We start from the raw sequence: 18,806 nt of genomic DNA, 5'->3' as shown, positions 1-18,806 counted from the left end.
GATTTAAAATTTATGCAGATTTACTTGGCGCGAAATAATCAACAAGCTGGTCCATATACAATTGAGCAAGTTAACCAAATGCTTGCAAGCCAACAAATCCTACTTACAGATTTAGCTTGGCACCAAGGCATGGTGGAATGGAAAGCTTTAGGTGAACTTACACAAGGAAAACTCATATACGAACCTGCAGGTTATATAACACCTTCACTTTCTACATCTGCACAAACACCAAATCAACAAACGCAAACAACGTTTAATCCAAGCATTCAGAACAACCGTTCTCATAGTAAAGTAGAACCTGAACTTGCATCTCTGGGTTCACGTGCTTTTGCAAAAGTTTTAGATATTCTACTTTGGATTCCTGCTGCAATTATTCCATCATTTTTCTTGAATCAAAATCAAATTACAGATCTTGCTTCAATACAACAAAAAATGCAGACAGCAACAACTTCAGAGCAAGCGCTTCAAGTTCAGTCAGAATTATTTCACCTTATTCCACAAGAAGCTTGGATTGCTGTAGGGCTTTACATCTTAATTATGCTTGCAATTCAAGCGGTGATGCTTGCAAAGCATGGACAAAGCATGGGCAAACGTTTAGCTAAAATTCAAATTGTAGATGCAAATACCAACGCTAAAGTTCCATTAATGCGTAGCTTCACATTACGCAGTGTTTTGTTTGTTTTACCTACAATTTATTTATTCCCCTTATTTTCCATTATCGACTGGGCATTTAGTTTTGGCAAAAAACGTCAAACTTTGCACGATAAACTAGCAAAAACTAAAGTCACTAAGCAATAAATTACCTAAAATACACAAGGGCATAAACATGTCCTTGTTACTACACACTTCATTGATATTACGAATAAATTTTTATAAAAATAATCAATCCCGACCAACAAAATTGGTTTTTATTACAGTCATTTAAAGCATCTTTACATATAGCTTAGTTCTTAGATATAAGGCATAATGCCCTACAACGTAGCGGTGTCTAATGATTAGAAGCTATTTCATGTTTTTATCAAACATCAAAGCGCTCAGTTATACGGCACTTTAATCGCTATCCCATATTTAATTTAGGGAATGGGACTCTTCACCGAGGTTGTAAAATGAGACAAACGACTTTAGCTGTATTGTCTTTATCAATGATGGCCGCACTCTTAACAGGTTGCGGTGGTGATCTAGTACTTCTAAACTCAAAAGGTCCAGTAGCAGCAGGTCAAAGTGGCTTGATGATGACTGCGATTTGGCTAATGCTTTTGGTGGTAATTCCATCAATTGTTATGGCTTTATGGTTTGGTTGGAAATATCGCGCGTCAAATAAAGATGCAGACTACAAACCGACATGGGCACACTCAACTGCAATTGAAATTGTAGTATGGGGTATCCCCGTGATTATTATTGGTATTCTAGCGGTTCTAACTTGGGTTGGTTCACATAAATATGACCCTTACAAGCCTCTTGAATCTGATAAAGCTCCAGTAACTGTTCAGGTTATTGCTGAACAATTCAAATGGATCTTCATCTACCCAGAGCAACAAATTGCGACTGTTAACGAACTTCGTTTCCCGGAAAAAACACCTGTAAACCTTCGTTTAACTTCTAACTTCACGATGAACTCTTTCTTCATCCCATCGTTAGGCGGTCAAATTTATGCTATGGCGGGTATGCAAACTCATCTTCACTTGTTAGCAAATGAAACTAGCCCAGCCGAAGGCTTCCGCGGTTTCTCTTCTAACTATTCAGGCTATGGCTTCTCACAAATGCGTTTCCGCGCTCACTCTGTGACTGATGCTCAATTTGCTGAATGGGTAGCAGCTGTTAAAGCAGGTAAAGGCACTTCAGTAAATCCAGAAGCGGTTCAAAAAACTGTTTTAGACAAAGCTGAATTTGCAACTTTACGTGACGGTAACCGCTCTGCGCACCAAATTGAAGTGATGGATGCCAATGCAACTACTGATCTAGAGAAGAAACTTGCTGCGACTGCTAAAGCAGAAGGTCCTTACCCGACTAAGCCACATCCTGTGACTTACTATTCTTCTGTAGAGCAAGGTTTGTTTGAATCTGTAATCAATACTTACATGTCAAACTATCATGGCGCTGATCATTCAGCTTCTGAAGCACATGCAACTGCTTCTCAAGGGGAATAACACATGAGCTTATTAGGTAAGTTAGGTCCTGATGCAATCCCTCACGATCCGATCGTGTTGGTGACGATTGCATTCATGGTTCTAGGTGGTATTGCTGTAATTGGTGGTATTACTTATTTCAAAAAATGGACTTATTTGTGGAACGAATGGTTCACATCTGTAGACCATAAAAAAATTGGTATCATGTATCTTCTCGTATCTATCATCATGCTACTTCGTGGCTTTGCTGATGCGATTATGATGCGCCTTCAACTGTTCCTCGCTCGTGGTGGCGGTGAAGGTTACTTACACCCTGAGCATTACGATCAAATCTTTACAGCCCATGGCGTAATTATGATCTTCTTCGTAGCAATGGGTCTTGTAGTTGGTTTAATGAACATCTCAGTACCACTTCAAATTGGTGCTCGTGACGTTGCATTCCCATTATTAAACTCTTTAAGCTTCTGGTTATTCGCTGGTGCTGCTGGTTTGATGATGGCTTCTCTTGTTCTAGGTGAATTTGCTGCGACTGGTTGGATGGCTTACCCTCCACTTTCAGGCATTCAATATTCTCCTGGCGTAGGTATGGACTACTACATCTGGGCATTGCAGGTTTCTGGTCTTGGTACATTGTTAACTGGTGTTAACTTCTTCGTTACCATTATCAAAATGCGTGCGCCTGGCATGGGTCTTATGGATATGCCGATTTTCACGTGGACATCTTTATGTACTGCTGTGTTAATCATTGCATCATTCCCTGTGTTAACTGCAACGATTGCAATGTTAACGCTTGACCGTTACTTCGATTTCCACTTCTTCACTAACGACTTAGGCGGTAGCCCAATGTTGTACGTGAACTTGATTTGGACTTGGGGTCACCCAGAAGTTTATATCTTAGTATTACCTGCTTTTGGTATTTACTCTGAAGTTGTTTCAACGTTCTCTCGTAAAACGTTATTCGGCTACAAATCTATGGTGTATGCAACAATCGCGATCACAGTACTTGCGTTCGTGGTATGGGTTCACCACTTCTTTACGATGGGTGCTGGTGCCAACGTTAACGCGTTCTTCGGTATCATGACCATGGTTATTGCGATTCCTACAGGTGTGAAAATCTTCTCTTGGTTATTCACAATGTATAAGGGTCGTATTACCTATACAACACCAATGCTTTGGACACTTGGCTTCCTTGTGACTTTTGGTATCGGTGGTTTAACTGGTGTATTAATGGCTGTTCCGCCTGCGGACTTCCTTGTACACAACTCTTTATTCCTTATCGCTCACTTCCATAACGTAATTATTGGTGGTGTAGTATTCGCAATGTTTGCGGGTATCATTTTCTACTGGCCAAAAATGTTTGGTTGGAGATTAAATGAAACTTGGGGTAAAGCATCTTTCTGGTTCTGGTTCTTCGGTTTCTACTTTGCATTCATGCCGCTTTATATCCTTGGTTTCATGGGTATGACTCGTCGTTTGAATACATATGACAACCCAGAATGGGATCCGTACTTAGCAATCGCTTTATTTGGTTCAGTACTAATCTTGATTGGTATTCTGTGCTTCGTTATGCAAATTGTTGTTGGTTTCTTACAACGCAATCAACGTATCGATTACACAGGCGATGCTTGGGATGGTCGTACACCTGAATGGTCTACTTCTTCACCTGCTCCGTTCTATAACTTTGCTCATCTTCCAAAAATCAATGGTATTGATACTTTCTGGACTGACAAAGAAAACGGTGTTGCATACGTTAAACCAACTCAATACGAAAACATCCACATGCCTACTAACCGTGCCGCTGGTATCGTTATTGGTCTAATCATCACAACTATGGGCTTTGCTTTAATTTGGCACATTTGGTGGTTAGCGGTTGTTTCTTTCGTTGCTGCAATTATTAGTTTCATCGTTTCTTCATTCACGAAGAAAGTTGATTACTACGTACCTGCTGCCGAAGTTGAGCGTATTGAAAACGAACGCTATGCGATTCTTGAAAAACATTTGAAGAAGGACTAAGACAATGGCTGACGTACTTCATCACGAAAACCATGGACACGATGAGCATCATCACCACGATGATACTGACATCACTGTCTTTGGTTTTTGGACATACTTGATGAGTGACTTGATCCTTTTCGGTACACTCTTCATTGCATTCGCTGTTTTAAGTAGCCATATCCCTGTTGGCACTCCAAGTGCAAAAGATTTATTTGGCGATTCTTTAAGTTTCGTTTTAACTGAAACTTTCGCTCTTTTAATCTCTTCAGTAACATTTGGTTTTGCGGTTCTTGCTGCATACAAAAAGAATGTTACTCAAGTATTAACTTGGTTAGCTGTAACTTGGGTATTTGGTGCATCGTTTATCGGTATGGAACTTTATGAATTTCATCATTTAGTTCACGCTGGTCATGGTCCAAGCACTTCTGCTTTCTTATCTGCGTTCTTTACGCTGGTAGGTACGCATGGTATCCACGTAACTTCAGGTTTAGTGTGGATGATCGTGTTGATGGTTCAAATCAAGAAAAATGGTTTGACTCTTCCAAACACGCGTCGTCTTGCTTGCCTAAGCTTATTCTGGCATTTCCTTGATATCGTTTGGATTTGTGTATTCAGCGTAGTTTACTTATTAGGAGTACTATAATGAGTCACGAACATAACGCTGCTGGTGCTGCACACGGTAACGCTAAACAATACACAATTGGCTTCATCCTTTCAGTTATCCTAACCTTAATTCCTTTTGGTATGGTAATGGCTGGTGGTTTTAGCCGTGGTTTATTGGTTGCGGTTATTGCAATTACAGCAATTGCACAGGTACTTATTCAATTAGTTTACTTCTTGCACATGAACTCATCTTCTGAGCAACGTTGGAACGTAATTGCTTTTGTTTATACAATTCTTTGTATTGCTGTGTTATTGATTGGTTCTGTGTGGATCATGAACTACTTACACCTCAACATGATGATCTAAACTGATTGTCATGCTGAAAAAGTATTTATTCCTGACTAAACCAGGAATTCTCTTTGGTAACTTTGTTACCACTTTGGGCGGCTTCTTCTTAGCCGCCCAAGGTTCTGTAGATTTCCTTCTCCTACTCACCACCCTCATTGGTACAACACTTGTTGTTGCCTCTGGCTGTGTGATCAATAACGTCATTGATCAAGACATTGACCAAAAAATGCAACGCACAAAAAATCGTGCACTTGTTCAAAAAACCATTTCTGTTCCTGTCGCATTGGTATATGCATTTGTTTTAGGTCTTATTGGTTTTAGTATCTTATGGTTTGCTATTAATGGTTATGCCTTTTTATTTGCTGTTATTGGTTTTGTAGTTTATGTGTTCTTTTATAGTCTTTGGACAAAAAGAACCACAATTCATCAAACAGTTATTGGAAGTATTTCAGGCGCAAGCCCTCCTGTTATTGGTTACACGGCTGTTGTAGCTCAATTTGACTTAGGTGCTTTAATACTCTTTATTGCTTATGCGCTTTGGCAAATGCCTCATTCTTGGGGAATTGCAATTTATCGCTTTGATGACTACAAAAATGCAGGTGTTCCAATTTTACCTGTAGCACGCACAATATTACGCACCAAAATCGAATCTTTGATTTATGTTGTTTTATTCACCATTACAATGAATCTTCTATTTGTATTTGGTTATGCAAATTGGATATACCTTGTAATCTTAAATGCGCTTTGCATTTATTGGTTGTATATTGCTGTTATTGGCTTTAGAACACAAAATGATCAACTATGGGCAAAACGTTTTTTCCTATTTTCGGTTATTTTAATTACTGTTGTTAGTATTTGCTTCAGTTTTAGCTCCATTGCCCCAACAACAAATATCGTACTTTTTTAAAAGATAGAGCCCTCTCTATCTTTTAATAGGGTATTTTTCCATTCAACAATTAAAATTAAAATTAAAATTAATACTTAAATTTGGCTATTTCTTTCCACCTTTTATCTCCAAATCCTATTTATTAGTTTATTGCCTTCATCTCTTGTATTTTCTAGCTAAAAGCACTAAAATTACGCTTCGCAATTTAGCGACACAACTTTGGTTGTGACTCCTTGCCTTTAACTTTAGTTATAGGCTGCATAATCCGTAAGGAGCTGACAATGCGTCACTACGAAATCGTACTTTTAGTACACCCTGATCAAAGCGATCAAGTAGTGGGTATGGTAGAACGTTACCTAACTCACATCAAAGAAGCTGAAGGTCAAATTCACCGTCTAGAAGATTGGGGCCGTCGTCAATTGGCTTACCCAATTAACAAGATCCATAAAGCTCACTACATTCTTATGAATGTTGAGTGTGGTCAAACGACTCTTGATGAGCTTGAAGAATTGTTCCGTTATAATGACGCGATCCTTCGTAACCTTATCATCCGTCGTGAAAACGCAATTACTGAAGAGTCATTATTGGCTAAGAGTGCTGAAGAAAAACGTGCGCGTAAAGCTCAACGTGAAGAAGCACAACAAGTTAATCAAGACTCTGCTGAAGCTTAAGGAGAACATTCAATGGCACGTTTTTACCGTCGTCGCAAGTTCTGCCGCTTTACAGCAGAAAAAGTTGTGTATATCGACTACAAAGATATCGATACATTAAAACAGTACATTACTGAAAACGGCAAAATTGTTCCTAGCCGTATTACAGGTACTAAAGCTCGTTACCAACGTCAATTAGCGCTTGCTATTAAACAAGCTCGCTACTTGTCTTTGATCCCTTACACTGACAATCATAAGTGAGGTTGAGCTGTGGATATTATCTTATTACAACGCATTAAAAACCTTGGTAAATTAGGCGATAAAGTTTCAGTTAAAGCTGGTTACGGCCGCAACTACCTTATCCCTCAAGGTCAAGCAGTAGCAGCGACTGAGTCGAATACTGCTGCTTTTGAAGCTCGTCGTGCAGATCTTGAAAAAGCTGAAGCTGAAGTTTTAGCTGCTGCTCAAGCACGTGCTGACCAATTAGACGAAGTTAACATCGTTATCACTGCGAAAGCTGGTGATGAAGGTAAACTATTCGGTTCTATCGGTACTCGTGATATTGCTGACGCTTTAACAAACGCTGGTCTTGTTGTTGACCGTGCAGAAGTTCGTTTACCGAACGGTGCACTTCGTCACACTGGCGAATTTAACATCGCAATCCAATTGCATCATGATGTTACTGCTGAAGTTCTCGTTACTATCGTATCTGAGTAATTTCTTGCAAAAAAAAGAGCATGCTTTCGCATGCTCTTTTTTTATCTTTTAAATACCCTTCTCTATTATTTTTTATATTTCACGTTATTTACAACTGCTAAAAAACTGAAATTCAATTCGCATTTTTTATGTAGAACACGTATGATTTAAATTCAATATTGATAATTTAATGATTATTCAAACATTAATAATTCTGCATATACTGTTTTAAAAAATCAGGGATTTATATGTCACAGGCGAATGCCACTGCTAAGCAAAATTCAGCGAAAACAAACACTTTGAGCAATGAAAATAGTCAACTTAAAGAGTTTCGTACGCCACCACATAATTTGGCAATTGAACAAGCAGTACTTGCCGCATTAATGACGGTTGCCGAGTCTTTTGAACAAGTCGGTGATGTAATACAAGAGTCTGATTTTTATGCAACGCGCCATAAATATATTTTTAGAGCAATTGATACTTTAACCAAAGAAAACTCACCTTACGATGCTGTTTTGGTGAATGATTGGCTCATTAAGCAGAACCTATTAGATGCAGCTGGCGGTGAAGAATATTTAATGCAGTTGATGGCAGACTCCCCATCAAGCTTCTATAACATTGAAACCTACGCAACCAAAATTAAAGAATTTGCAACTTTAAGAAACATGATTAAAGTCAGTTCTGAAATTCTACAAAATGCATATGATACAAAAGGTCGAAATGTTAGTGAAATTTTAGATCTTGCAGAAACTAATATTTTCCAAATTGCAGAGCAACATAATAACAATAAGAAAAATGTCGGCCCTAAAGCAATTAATACCATTGTTGCAGATGTTTTCGATAAGCTAAATGAATTATCGCAACAAGAAGGTAGCATTACAGGTTTAACAACTGGTTTCGTTGAACTCGATAATAAAACATCTGGTATGCAAGCAGGTGATTTAATTATTGTTGCTGCTCGTCCATCTATGGGTAAAACTACTTTTGCGATGAACTTAGTTGAAAGTGTATTATTTAACAACAACTTACCAGCTCTTGTTTACTCAATGGAGATGCCCGCAGATTCAATTGCAATGCGTTTAATTTCTTCATTTGGACGTGTGCATCAGGGACATTTACGCGCAGGTAAAATGGATAGCGATGAATGGTCTAAAGTAACCAGTACCATCGTCCATTTACAAGAAAAAAATCTGTATATCGATGACTCATCAGCATTACCACCAACAGAATTACGCTCTCGTGCTCGTCGTATTGCCAAGCAGCATGGCGGTAAGTTGGGATGCATCATGGTCGATTATCTTCAATTGATGAAAGTACCAGGTATGGGCGATAACCGTGTTGGTGAGATTTCGGAAATTTCCCGAAGCCTAAAAGCACTCGCTAAAGAAATGCAATGCCCTGTTATTGCTCTTTCACAGCTTAACCGTGCGCTAGAGAATCGACCAAATAAACGCCCTGTAATGTCCGATTTACGTGAATCTGGTGCAATCGAGCAGGATGCCGATTTGATTATGTTTATTTACCGTGATGAGGTTTATAACAAAGAATCAAAAGAAGCAGGTACTGCCGAAATTATTATCGGTAAGCAACGTAATGGCCCTATTGGTACTGTTCGCCTTGCTTTCGAAGGTCAATATACGCGTTTTAGTAACTTATCTCCTGAGTTCTATTCGCAATACGATGATGAGGAATAAGTTTTTCATCTGTCATTATTGTATATATTATTAGGTCTCAAAATAACTTAGGATGAATAGCTCACCAATTCAATTGATTTTCTATTCATCCTAAAACTATAACGAAGAGCTAATATTATGAATAAGTTTTTATTTTCCATCTTTATTCTTCTTAATTTCAACAGTACAAGTATGGCAAACTCAAACTTTACTGGTGAAAGTGCTTCTGACCAAATTCTTAAACAAGACATTAAAAAAGTAATTTCAAAAACTTTAACAACTTGGTTTGGATCAAGCTGTAGAAAAATTGATTCAATTCAAACTCAAATTTTCAAAATTGACCAAACACCAGAAGGACAAATTAAAGAAGTCATTGAGTATTGGACTGTAAGTGCATGTAATAATAGTAAAACCTACTATATTAGTTTACGTCCAGATACAAATGGAGAAGTAGATTTTTCCGTACGCTTACCACCCAAATAACTTTTTAACCATTTAGAAAAAATACACAACAATAATGACTAAATATTCAAAAATATTAGATATAGGCATACAATAACAATTGCATTTATAACGATTGTTTATTTAATTTCAATTGTATGAAATGCCTAAGATTCTCACTGTAATTTACATCACCTCATCAAGTGATACCAAATTCAGCATGTTTTATTCCGCATTGGTCATTGAATAAAATTTCACTTACCTTTTTCCTATTTAAAGGAGTTCTTCGGGTGCGCCAAGCAACTGTTTATATTGATAGTGAAGCACTGCAATATAATTTAAACCGCGTTAAACAACTTTCCCCAACCGCTAAAATTGTCAGCATGGTCAAAGCCAATGCTTATGGACATGGCGTTAAAGACTGTTTAGCAGCCTTAGCAAATACAGATGCTTTTGGTGTCGCTTGTTTAGCAGAAGCCATTGAAATACGTGAATTAGGCTACCAACAGCCCATTACACTTATTGAAGGTATTTTTTCTGCAGAAGAAATGCAAATTGTGATAGATCAGAATATTGAGTTGATTGTTCACCACCAACAACAACTTGATTGGTTGCTTACACATAAAGATGCTTATATTGCTAAAAATTTAAAAGTTTGGGTAAAACTCAATAGCGGCATGAACCGCTTAGGTTTTAAAGTCGACGACATTATAAGTGTCATTCATACGCTAAAAGCCGAAGGATTTACCTGTGTTTTAGCTATGCACTTTGCAAATGCCGATGCAGAAAACCACCCATTAAATGAACAACAAAAATCACAATTTTTACGAGTAAAAGAAGCCTGTGAACCTATTATGGCATCTTGCTGTAATTCCGCAGCTATTTTCAAATGGCCTGAACTTAATTTTGACTTTGTTCGTCCTGGAATCATGTTATATGGTGCAAGCCCTTTTGCCGATAAAACTGCACATGATTTAGATATTAAACCTGTCATGACTTTCACTGCTGAAATTATTGCTTTAAATACCATTCAAGCTGGTGAATCTGTAGGTTATGGTTCTACCTTTATTGCAGAAAAAGAAACTGAGCTGGCTATTGTATCTATTGGTTATGGAGATGGTTACCCACGTGCTTTTCCAAAACAAAACCATGTTGCAATCAATGGGCGGAAAGTAGCTGTTATTGGTCGTGTTGCAATGGATATGATTGCAATTGATGTGACAGGCATAAATGCACCCATTGGTACAGAAGTCGAACTTTGGGGCAAAAATCGCTTAGTTGATGATGTTGCTGAAGCGAATGGTACCATTGGCTATGAATTATTATGCCGATTAAGTCATCGCCCTATTCGAAAAAAAATCTAAATACATAAAAGCCCAAGTGATCTTGGGCTTTTATCTGTCTAATACAGTTTTTCATAAAACAGGTTTTAATTTATAAAAAAAGATCCAACAATGCTTTCTCTAATCTTTTATATCTGCTAATAATAAAACCAATTCATCGACCTGATTTAGTTGTAATAATTTTGGTCTAAATAACTCAAAGCCATGATCACGCATATATTGCTGAATCACACTATTTCTTTTCACGTATTTCATAGACCAATCTACAAAATGCTGCTTTTCAATCGGCTTATATTCAAAAAGTGTAAAGCCTTTATGGCGATTATCCTTTTTAATCATTTCACATAAAACATCTAAATCAGCCTTATCCCCTTCCAAACATTGAAAAAAATAACCGTCTGCAAAATAAAGAACACCTGTAATTTGATGTCTAACATTAAAATCACGCGCTTCTTTCAATGTATTCCTAAGATCTTCTAATAATTTTTCACCATCCGATGTTGCACAACTGGCATAACATAATTGGTACATTTATGCTCCTCTTATTATTGTAAAAAATTACAATACTTTATCTAACCAACGTCATTACTTTAACAAAAAATACAGAAATTAATCGAAATAATCATGGGTTGGCTTAGGCAAATCTTGTAACCCCTTTTTCAATGTTTCAGACCATTGCTTGCTAATTTTTTCAAAATATTCATCTGATTCATTAATTCGCTTACCTTCTGGAAGGTTTAAGCTATCTTTTTTATAAACCAAAACATCAAGCGGCATTCCAACAGATACATTTGATCTGAGCGTTGAATCAAATGAAATAAGAGCGCATCGTAAAGCTTCATCTATTGGCATATCATAACTAAGTGCACGATCTAAAATTGGCTTACCATATTTACTTTCTCCAATTTGGAAAAATGGCGTGTCTTTGGTTGCGCTAATGAAGTTACCTTGCGGATAAATGTTATAAAGTTGCATAGGTTCTTCGCCTATTTGCCCACCCACAAGTAAACTACAATAATAATTACTTTGCTCTAACGTATCGGCTGTCACATCTGCAATGACTTTTCTAAGTGTGTGACCGACCAATTCAGCCACTTCAAACATCGTATTTACGCTATATAAATTAGGCTCTTGATTTAATGTTAACTGATTTTTTAAATAACCAATCACCGCTTGCGTTGTTGCCAAATTACCTGAAGTTTGAATGGTGAAAAAGCGTTTTCCCTCTATACCAAAGATATATAGTTTTCGAAAAACAGAAATATGATCTACACCCGCATTTGTACGCGTATCGCTGATAAAAACCAATCCATCTTTTAAACGTAGCGCACAACAATAAGTCATAACATCCTCTTTTTTATTTTTAACATGCTAAAACTTGCACAATAGAATGCATTGTTTCTAGCCCGCCCTTTTCGCGCATTCCACGAACAGGAGCAACATCCCAATAATCACGCCCAACAGCAACATAAATATGTGAACTAGGTGTAAATAATTGATTACTAATGTCGAAACAATACCATAAATCATTTAAAAAAACTTCTGCCCATGCATGACTCGCTAGGTGAGAAGTATTTGGTACAAATAAATAGCCAGATACATAACGTGCAGCAAGCCCTAAAGACTTACACATTGCAATAAAAACATGACTATGATCTTGGCAAACACCTTGTTGATGCTCAAAAGCATCTACTGCAGTCGTATTTACATTCGTCGTATAAGAGATATAAGGAATTCTTTCAAGAATTGCAGCAGCCAAATGCATCAAATTTTCACGGCTTACAACAGGCACATAACGGTGTGCAAATTCTTTCATTTCAGGATTACATAGAGTACTTGGCGTCGGTTGCATGAACAAATAAGGATTCATCTGATCATCTAAACCATTTTCAGATGTTAAATTTAGCTCTACGATTCCTTGTGCCATAATGGTCATTTGCTGATATGCAAAACGCTGTGAACTTGTAATCCAAATATTATTAAAAGCATCTCGCTTCATTTGCATTTCACCAGGAACACTAATATCCCAAGATTTCACGTTCTGATGGCTATTATTAAATGGCATCATTTTAATATATTGAATACTATTCGACGCTTCTTCACTATAACTATAATGCGTTTGATGATTTACCATGAGTCTCATGCATTCACCTCGAACATTTGATGAACTTGATCACTGAACCGATAAAAATTTTCCGAACTTGAAGAGTTTTGTAAGTCTCTCCAAGTATCTGCTAATGAATCCCAACCTAGTTCTTCCAGCAATTTAACGACAATGCTTAACGCCTGTAAAGCTGCACTTAAATTTTGATTTAAACGTATTTGCCTATCAATTTGCTCGATGCTTTGCCCTAATTTAAAAAATAGAAATACATCATGTGACTCAGCTTCTAAAACATCTAAACACTCACCCACCACATCACAAATGTATCCCGGATTTTCACTTGCCGTTTTAATCAGCTGATTTAATTCTGCATAGCCATACGCTGTAAGCACACCACGTAATTCGTGAATATTATCTTTTGCGTAAAGAAACTGCTGTTTAAATGAAACAGCATGACTTTCGTTTAAAACAAGTTCATTTAAAGACATTGCATCAAATGCAGGTAAACAAAAAGCTTTTGCATATTCTGCTGCTTCAGCATCTTCTTTAAATGGAAATTGATGACACAAATATTGAATACGTGAAATATAACGTCCCAACCAAAAAATATATTCTGCACTAGAATTTAATAAAATCATTCTTATCTCCTCAGTATCGCAAACTTATGAATGTAAAGAATCGACAACCCATGTGTCTTTAATACCGCCACCTTGAGATGAGTTCACCACCAAAGAACCTTCTTCCATTGCGACACGTGTTAAGCCACCTGGAACAATTTCAGTCCTATACGGAGAACTCAACACAAATGGACGTAAATCAATATGGCGTTCCGCAATACCTTTTTCAGTTAAAGTTGGAGATACAGAAAGTTCTAACGTAGGCTGTGCAATATATAAATGCGGCGTTGCTATGAGTTTATCTCTAAAAATAGCCAATTCTTTTTCACAGGCATGCGGTCCAATCAACATGCCGTAACCACCCGAACCTTGCGCTTCTTTTACCACTAATTTTTCAAGATTTTCCAAAACATAATCTAAATCTTGTTGTTCACGGCATTGATACGTTGGTACATTTTTAAGAACAGGTTCTTCGCCCAAATAAAAATGAATCATTTTATCGACATAAGGATAAATAGATTTATCATCTGCTACACCTGTTCCCGGTGCATTTGCAATCACCACATTGTTTTGCAAATACGCAGACATTAATCCCGGAACACCGAGCGTACTATCAGGCTTAAAGCAAAGCGGATCGATAAAAGCATCATCCAAACGGCGATAAATCACATGAACTTGCTGACGACCACGAACAGTTTTGACATAAACCTTATCATTTTCAACAAATAAGTCTTTTGATGTCACCAATGGCACATCCATTTCTCGTGCTAAAAATGCGTGTTCATAATAAGCACTGTTATATCTACCCGGAGTCAACACCACTATCATCGGGCGATCGACATAAGCATTTTCCGCAAGAATCTCTCTGAGTAATTGCGGATATTGCTCTATGGCTGAAATATTGTTTTGCTTACACAACTCAGGCATCAGCTTTTGACTAATTTTTCGCCCTTCTAGCATATAAGACACGCCTGATGGTGTTCTTAAATTATCCTCAAGCACATAAAAGTCACCTACTTTGTCTCGAATAATATCAATACCACTAATTTGACTATATATTTTCCCTTTTAAGTCATGTGCATACATATGTGGTTGATATGCCTCATGTGTAAGCACTTGAAGCTCAGGAACAATTCCTGCTTTTAGAATTTCTTGTTGATGATAAATATCATGTAAAAATAAATTAAGTGCACGAACCCGTTGCGAGCAACCTAAAGCAATTGTATTCCATTGTTTTTTAGCAATAATTCTTGGAATCACATCAAATGGAATGGTTCTCTCTGAACCATCTTGCTCTCCATATACCGAAAATGTAATACCTTCATATAAAAAATGTGATTTTGCAGCATCATTTAATGACTGCAAATCTGTAAGACTATGTTGAGATAGCCAGTTTTCTATTTTCTCACCAGCATTTCCCGACATCGTTTTATCATCAAACAATTCATTGAAAAATTGCTTTTTAATTTGTTCAAATAAGCCATGCGTATTTTTTCTAGTACTTGAATCTAACGTAGACCCAACATTCATTTGATTTGTAGCTACATCATCTAAAACTGTAGTAACAGCATGATCTTCTTTAAGCATACAAACCTCTTCATTGTAATTTTATGTAATTATGTGTAAGCAATTTAAATGCCAATTATTTTTCATATTGAATAAAACTTATTTAGTTTTTAAGGAAATTGCAAATTTAGAGTAAAAATTGATTGAATAGGATTTTGTTAAATTTACTTGCTAAAAGTAAGTAGTTTTCTTATTGTGTCCTGTATTCAAGCAATACTTTTTTCTCAATTCATCGTACTTTGATCTATTATGCAAGCACAAGAAAAAGAAACATCGAATACCTTATATCGCCAATGGCAAATTCTTTCACGCTTATCTACAGGAAAATGGATGGGTACGCGTGAGCTACAAGAAATTTTGCAACGCGAAGGCATTGATATTAGTTTGCGTACTATCCAACGTGACTTGAACCAAATATCGCAACGCTTTCCTATTGAAAATAACGGCACTGTGCCACAAGGTTGGCGTTGGCGAGCAGATGCACCTATTCAAAGTTTACCGCATATGACCAGCTCACAAGCGGTGACATTTATGATGGTTGAAGAGCATTTAAAGCATTTACTTCCGCCTAGTTTAGTTGAAGAAATGAATCCTTGGTTTGACCTCGCACGTCGTAGCCTTTCAACACAAAACAATGTACGCCAATGGATTAATCGTGTTCGTATTGTTCCTGCAAACCAACCACTTATTCCACCATTGGTTGAACGGGGTTCTCAGCAAGCCATTTATGAAGGCTTATTACAAGATAAGCAGCTTGAATGTGTTTATCATGCGCGTACTGTCGGTGCAGAAGAAAAAACTTATGTTCTCAATCCTTTAGCATTGGTTCAAAAAGGTGCGGTTATTTATTTAATATGCACTCGTTTAGACAAAACCGATATTCAAACTTTTGCGTTGCACCGTTTCAAGACAGCAAAAGTGCTAAATTCTCGTGCATTGCATCCTGTTGATTTTGATATAGATAAATATATTGAATCTGGTGCATTAGGCTTCCGTGTCGATTATTCTAAGCCCACAGATCTCATTGAGTTAAAACTAATAATGACAGATGTAAATGCTGCATATTTTGAAGAAAGCCAACTCAGTAAAGATCAGGTTTTAGAAGATTTAGGCAATGGTCTTGTTCAAGTTCAGGCTTCAGTTCCTTTTACATCTCAATTGGTTTGGTGGTTGCGTAGTTTTGGTAGTCGTATTCAAGATATTCAACCTATAGATGTTTATAACGCAGTTCATGAAATCGAAGATTAAAAAAAAGCCCCTTTCAAGGGGCTTTTATAGTTTTATATTTATATTGTTATCGTTCTTTGCGCTGTTGGTTTATAGAAATCGAAGCTTGTAAACAAGACAACCGACATTACAAACTTCATTGTTCTTTATATTTGTTATTTTACAGTTCAGTTTTAACATTGGCAGGCTAAATCTGAATTGTTATAACGAATACGCTTCATAGTCATGGTATTTACCTCGTGTTTTGAACATGAAGCTAATTTAAACTTTCCTATAATTTTTGTGAAATAAGTTGATGTGAAACTTAAATCACTTTTTATCTTTAAGAACTAATGTGTACTTTTTATACAAAAAATAGATAAGCCTTTTTACTTTTTCAATCAGATACTTAAATTCACCAATATTTCTCAGATAAAAATTCATTCATTAAAAAAGCCCGCATTATGCGGGCTTTTTATCACTTCAAAATCTTATGCAGATTTTTTAGCTTGGTTATTTTTACGAATTGTAATCATCACCAATTGAACCGCAGCAGGTGTAACACCCGGAATACGACTTGCTTGCGCTAAAGTTTCAGGACGAATATCTTTCAATTTCAAAGTAATTTCACGAGATAAACCAGAAACAACGTCATAATCAAAATCGGCAGGAATACTTGTTTCCTCAAGACGCTTCATTTGAGCAACATCTTCTTGCTGACGGTTAATATAACCTGCATATTTCACAGCAATTTCAATTTGCTCGCCCACAAATGGCGTAACTTCAGAACCCGTTAATTCTGCAATTTGAGCAAAGTTAATATTTGGACGTTTCAACAAATCAATTGCTGAACATTCTTTAGATAAATCTGCACCCGTCATTTCAACGAACTTTTTACCCATTGGGTTATTTGGCGCAGCCCAAAGGTGTTGCAAACGACCTGTTTCTTTCTCTACTGCTTCCATTTTGTCACAGTAAGAAGCCCAACGCTCATCATCTACAAGACCCATTTCACGACCAATCGCTGTTAAACGCTGATCGGCATTGTCTTCACGAAGCATCAAACGGTATTCAGCACGTGATGTGAACATACGGTACGGTTCTTTAGTACCTAAAGTAATGAGGTCATCAACCAATACACCCATATACGCTTCATCACGTTTTGGTGTCCATTGCTCTTGATCCCATGCACGACGCGCAGCATTCAAGCCTGCAAGTAAACCTTGTGCACCAGCCTCTTCATAACCAGTTGTACCGTTAATTTGACCTGCAAAATACAAGTTATTAATGGCTTTAGTTTCTAAAGAGAATTTCAACGCTTGTGGGTTGAAGTAATCGTATTCAATAGCATAACCCGGACGCATAATATGCGCGTTTTCCATACCACGAATTGAGCGAACCAATTCAAACTGAACATCGAATGGTAAAGATGTAGAAATACCATTTGGATAAAGCTCATGCGTGTCTAAACCTTCAGGTTCAATGAACACTTGATGCGAATCTTTATCTGCAAATTTATGAATTTTATCTTCAATCGATGGGCAGTAACGTGGACCAACACCTTCAATAACGCCTGTGTACATAGGTGAACGGTCTAAACCGCCACGAATAATGTCATGAGTGCGTTCATTGGTATGCGTAATATAGCAATTCACCTGTTCAGGATGCATAGATGCATCACCCATAAATGACATGGTCGGAGATGGGAAATCACCCGGCTGTGCTGTCATCACAGAAAAATCGACCGAACGTGCATCAATACGTGGAGGCGTACCTGTTTTTAAACGACCTACAGGTAAGTTCAATTCACGAAGGCGCGCAGCCAAAGAAATTGAAGGAGGATCACCCGCACGACCGCCAGAAGCGTTGTTTAGACCAATGTGAATCACACCGCCTAAGAATGTGCCTGTGGTTAATACAACCGTTTTCGCATCGAAGCGAACACCCATTTGCGTTACAACACCTTTAACGGTATCGCCTTCAACAATTAAGTCGTCTGCTGCTTGTTGGAAAATATCTAAGTTGGCTTGGTTTTCTAATGTTTCACGAATCGCAGCTTTAAAACGCACACGGTCAGCTTGGGCACGAGTTGCTCGAACCGCTGCACCTTTACGTGAGTTTAGAATACGGAATTGAATACCGCCTTTATCGGCAGCAAGTGCCATTGCACCGCCCAAGGCATCAATTTCACGCACAAGATGCGATTTACCAATACCACCGATGGCTGGATTACAGCTCATCTGCCCTAAAGTCTCAATGTTATGAGTTAAGAGTAAGGTTTGTCGACCCATACGTGCCGCAGCCAATGCCGCTTCTGTACCTGCGTGACCACCGCCGATAACAATGACATCGTAAACTTTAGGATAATGCATAATGGTAAATGAGAGATAAAAATAATGACTGCAGATTGTAGCAAAAAATAGTGTCTAAGTTGACAATTTAAGTCGAATTTATCGTAATAAAAAAATACGTGATTCATACAATACTTTAAAAAAAGAATATTTCTCAAAACCGACCATTGCAGAGCAGTCACTTTTTAGTATTTACAAGCC

The 18,806-nt window shown here is 37.4% G+C and carries 19 protein-coding genes; 13 read left to right on the top strand and 6 right to left on the bottom strand.

What is annotated here, in order from left to right:
• The first annotated feature begins 12 nt into the window (after window positions 1–12).
• The 12 genes from A6M14_RS08605 (at window position 13) to alr (ending at window position 10,782) form a co-directional block, all read left to right on the top strand.
• On the top strand, window positions 13–798 hold the full coding sequence (locus A6M14_RS08605) for an RDD family protein (protein WP_152874550.1): 786 nt from the start codon (window positions 13–15) through the stop codon (window positions 796–798).
• A 308-nt stretch (window positions 799–1,106) separates the two neighbouring features.
• Complete coding sequence (gene cyoA / locus A6M14_RS08600; protein WP_152874549.1) at window positions 1,107–2,147, top strand: ubiquinol oxidase subunit II; 1,041 nt, start codon at window positions 1,107–1,109, stop codon at window positions 2,145–2,147.
• Window positions 2,148–2,150: 3 nt separating this feature from the next.
• Window positions 2,151–4,139: a cytochrome o ubiquinol oxidase subunit I gene (gene cyoB / locus A6M14_RS08595; RefSeq protein ID WP_152874548.1), complete on the top strand. Its 1,989-nt coding sequence runs from the start codon at window positions 2,151–2,153 to the stop codon at window positions 4,137–4,139.
• Window positions 4,140–4,143: 4 nt separating this feature from the next.
• Window positions 4,144–4,764, top strand: coding sequence for a cytochrome o ubiquinol oxidase subunit III (gene cyoC / locus A6M14_RS08590; RefSeq protein WP_152874547.1), 621 nt, complete (start codon window positions 4,144–4,146; stop codon window positions 4,762–4,764).
• Window positions 4,761–5,090: a cytochrome o ubiquinol oxidase subunit IV gene (gene cyoD, locus A6M14_RS08585; RefSeq protein ID WP_171522171.1), complete on the top strand. Its 330-nt coding sequence runs from the start codon at window positions 4,761–4,763 to the stop codon at window positions 5,088–5,090. Before cyoC ends, cyoD begins: the two co-directional genes overlap by 4 nt.
• Window positions 5,091–5,100: 10 nt before the next feature.
• The gene (cyoE, locus tag A6M14_RS08580) at window positions 5,101–5,979 is read left to right on the top strand and encodes a heme o synthase (protein WP_152874545.1); all 879 of its coding nucleotides are present in this window, start codon (window positions 5,101–5,103) and stop codon (window positions 5,977–5,979) included.
• 260 nt (window positions 5,980–6,239) lie between these two features.
• Window positions 6,240–6,629, top strand: coding sequence for a 30S ribosomal protein S6 (gene rpsF, locus A6M14_RS08575; RefSeq protein ID WP_152874544.1), 390 nt, complete (start codon window positions 6,240–6,242; stop codon window positions 6,627–6,629).
• Window positions 6,630–6,641: 12 nt separating this feature from the next.
• A complete protein-coding gene (gene rpsR / locus A6M14_RS08570; RefSeq protein ID WP_152874543.1) occupies window positions 6,642–6,869 on the top strand; it encodes a 30S ribosomal protein S18 in 228 nt (75 codons plus the stop codon).
• Between the two features lie 9 nt (window positions 6,870–6,878).
• Window positions 6,879–7,325, top strand: coding sequence for a 50S ribosomal protein L9 (gene rplI / locus A6M14_RS08565; protein WP_163123847.1), 447 nt, complete (start codon window positions 6,879–6,881; stop codon window positions 7,323–7,325).
• Between the two features lie 227 nt (window positions 7,326–7,552).
• The gene (gene dnaB / locus A6M14_RS08560; protein WP_152874542.1) at window positions 7,553–8,998 is read left to right on the top strand and encodes a replicative DNA helicase; all 1,446 of its coding nucleotides are present in this window, start codon (window positions 7,553–7,555) and stop codon (window positions 8,996–8,998) included.
• A 117-nt stretch (window positions 8,999–9,115) separates the two neighbouring features.
• On the top strand, window positions 9,116–9,460 hold the full coding sequence (locus A6M14_RS08555) for a hypothetical protein (RefSeq protein WP_152874541.1): 345 nt from the start codon (window positions 9,116–9,118) through the stop codon (window positions 9,458–9,460).
• Window positions 9,461–9,708: 248 nt separating this feature from the next.
• Window positions 9,709–10,782, top strand: a complete 1,074-nt coding sequence (gene alr / locus A6M14_RS08550) for an alanine racemase (RefSeq protein WP_163123844.1) — start codon at window positions 9,709–9,711, stop codon at window positions 10,780–10,782.
• Window positions 10,783–10,881: 99 nt separating this feature from the next.
• Here the strand turns inward: alr and A6M14_RS08545 are convergent, their stop codons facing one another.
• From A6M14_RS08545 to A6M14_RS08525, 5 genes are all read right to left on the bottom strand, one after another.
• A complete protein-coding gene (locus A6M14_RS08545; protein ID WP_152874539.1) occupies window positions 10,882–11,292 on the bottom strand; it encodes a BLUF domain-containing protein in 411 nt (136 codons plus the stop codon).
• Window positions 11,293–11,370: 78 nt separating this feature from the next.
• Window positions 11,371–12,105, bottom strand: a complete 735-nt coding sequence (locus tag A6M14_RS08540) for a proteasome-type protease (protein ID WP_152874538.1) — start codon at window positions 12,103–12,105, stop codon at window positions 11,371–11,373.
• Between the two features lie 19 nt (window positions 12,106–12,124).
• Window positions 12,125–12,904 carry a transglutaminase family protein gene (locus tag A6M14_RS08535; RefSeq protein WP_152874537.1) on the bottom strand — a complete coding sequence of 260 codons (780 nt, stop codon included), beginning with the start codon at window positions 12,902–12,904 and terminating at the stop codon, window positions 12,125–12,127.
• Window positions 12,901–13,503 (bottom strand): alpha-E domain-containing protein, encoded by a 603-nt coding sequence (locus tag A6M14_RS08530; RefSeq protein ID WP_152874536.1) that lies wholly within the window; start codon window positions 13,501–13,503, stop codon window positions 12,901–12,903. Before A6M14_RS08530 ends, A6M14_RS08535 begins: the two co-directional genes overlap by 4 nt.
• Before the next feature lie 24 nt (window positions 13,504–13,527).
• On the bottom strand, window positions 13,528–15,012 hold the full coding sequence (locus A6M14_RS08525; RefSeq protein WP_378226906.1) for a circularly permuted type 2 ATP-grasp protein: 1,485 nt from the start codon (window positions 15,010–15,012) through the stop codon (window positions 13,528–13,530).
• A 285-nt stretch (window positions 15,013–15,297) separates the two neighbouring features.
• Between A6M14_RS08525 and A6M14_RS08520 the strand changes: the two genes are divergently transcribed.
• Window positions 15,298–16,296: a helix-turn-helix transcriptional regulator gene (locus tag A6M14_RS08520; protein ID WP_152874534.1), complete on the top strand. Its 999-nt coding sequence runs from the start codon at window positions 15,298–15,300 to the stop codon at window positions 16,294–16,296.
• Window positions 16,297–16,745: 449 nt separating this feature from the next.
• Here the strand turns inward: A6M14_RS08520 and mnmG are convergent, their stop codons facing one another.
• Entirely contained in the window at window positions 16,746–18,626 is a 1,881-nt protein-coding gene (gene mnmG / locus A6M14_RS08515; protein WP_152874533.1) for a tRNA uridine-5-carboxymethylaminomethyl(34) synthesis enzyme MnmG, read from the bottom strand.
• Window positions 18,627–18,806 lie beyond the last annotated feature (180 nt).

The sequence above is a fragment of the Acinetobacter portensis genome (assembly GCF_009372215.1).
Taxonomy (GTDB): domain Bacteria; phylum Pseudomonadota; class Gammaproteobacteria; order Pseudomonadales; family Moraxellaceae; genus Acinetobacter; species Acinetobacter portensis.
Note: the sequence above shows the minus strand (reverse complement) of the source record. Positions and strands in the feature narration are given on the sequence as shown.

Bases quoted from the DNA above. Each gene is read 5' to 3' on its own strand.
- A6M14_RS08605 (WP_152874550.1), top strand. From the start codon at position 13: ATGCAGATTTACTTGGCGCGAAATAATCAACAAGCTGGTCCATATACA.
- cyoA (WP_152874549.1), top strand. From the start codon at position 1,107: ATGAGACAAACGACTTTAGCTGTATTGTCTTTATCAATGATGGCCGCA.
- cyoB (WP_152874548.1), top strand. From the start codon at position 2,151: ATGAGCTTATTAGGTAAGTTAGGTCCTGATGCAATCCCTCACGATCCG.
- cyoC (WP_152874547.1), top strand. From the start codon at position 4,144: ATGGCTGACGTACTTCATCACGAAAACCATGGACACGATGAGCATCAT.
- cyoE (WP_152874545.1), top strand. From the start codon at position 5,101: ATGCTGAAAAAGTATTTATTCCTGACTAAACCAGGAATTCTCTTTGGT.
- rpsF (WP_152874544.1), top strand. From the start codon at position 6,240: ATGCGTCACTACGAAATCGTACTTTTAGTACACCCTGATCAAAGCGAT.
- rpsR (WP_152874543.1), top strand. From the start codon at position 6,642: ATGGCACGTTTTTACCGTCGTCGCAAGTTCTGCCGCTTTACAGCAGAA.
- dnaB (WP_152874542.1), top strand. From the start codon at position 7,553: ATGTCACAGGCGAATGCCACTGCTAAGCAAAATTCAGCGAAAACAAAC.
- A6M14_RS08555 (WP_152874541.1), top strand. From the start codon at position 9,116: ATGAATAAGTTTTTATTTTCCATCTTTATTCTTCTTAATTTCAACAGT.
- A6M14_RS08545 (WP_152874539.1), bottom strand. From the start codon at position 11,292: ATGTACCAATTATGTTATGCCAGTTGTGCAACATCGGATGGTGAAAAA.
- A6M14_RS08540 (WP_152874538.1), bottom strand. From the start codon at position 12,105: ATGACTTATTGTTGTGCGCTACGTTTAAAAGATGGATTGGTTTTTATC.
- A6M14_RS08535 (WP_152874537.1), bottom strand. From the start codon at position 12,904: ATGAGACTCATGGTAAATCATCAAACGCATTATAGTTATAGTGAAGAA.
- A6M14_RS08530 (WP_152874536.1), bottom strand. From the start codon at position 13,503: ATGATTTTATTAAATTCTAGTGCAGAATATATTTTTTGGTTGGGACGT.
- A6M14_RS08525 (WP_378226906.1), bottom strand. From the start codon at position 15,012: ATGAATGTTGGGTCTACGTTAGATTCAAGTACTAGAAAAAATACGCAT.
- A6M14_RS08520 (WP_152874534.1), top strand. From the start codon at position 15,298: ATGCAAGCACAAGAAAAAGAAACATCGAATACCTTATATCGCCAATGG.
- mnmG (WP_152874533.1), bottom strand. From the start codon at position 18,626: ATGCATTATCCTAAAGTTTACGATGTCATTGTTATCGGCGGTGGTCAC.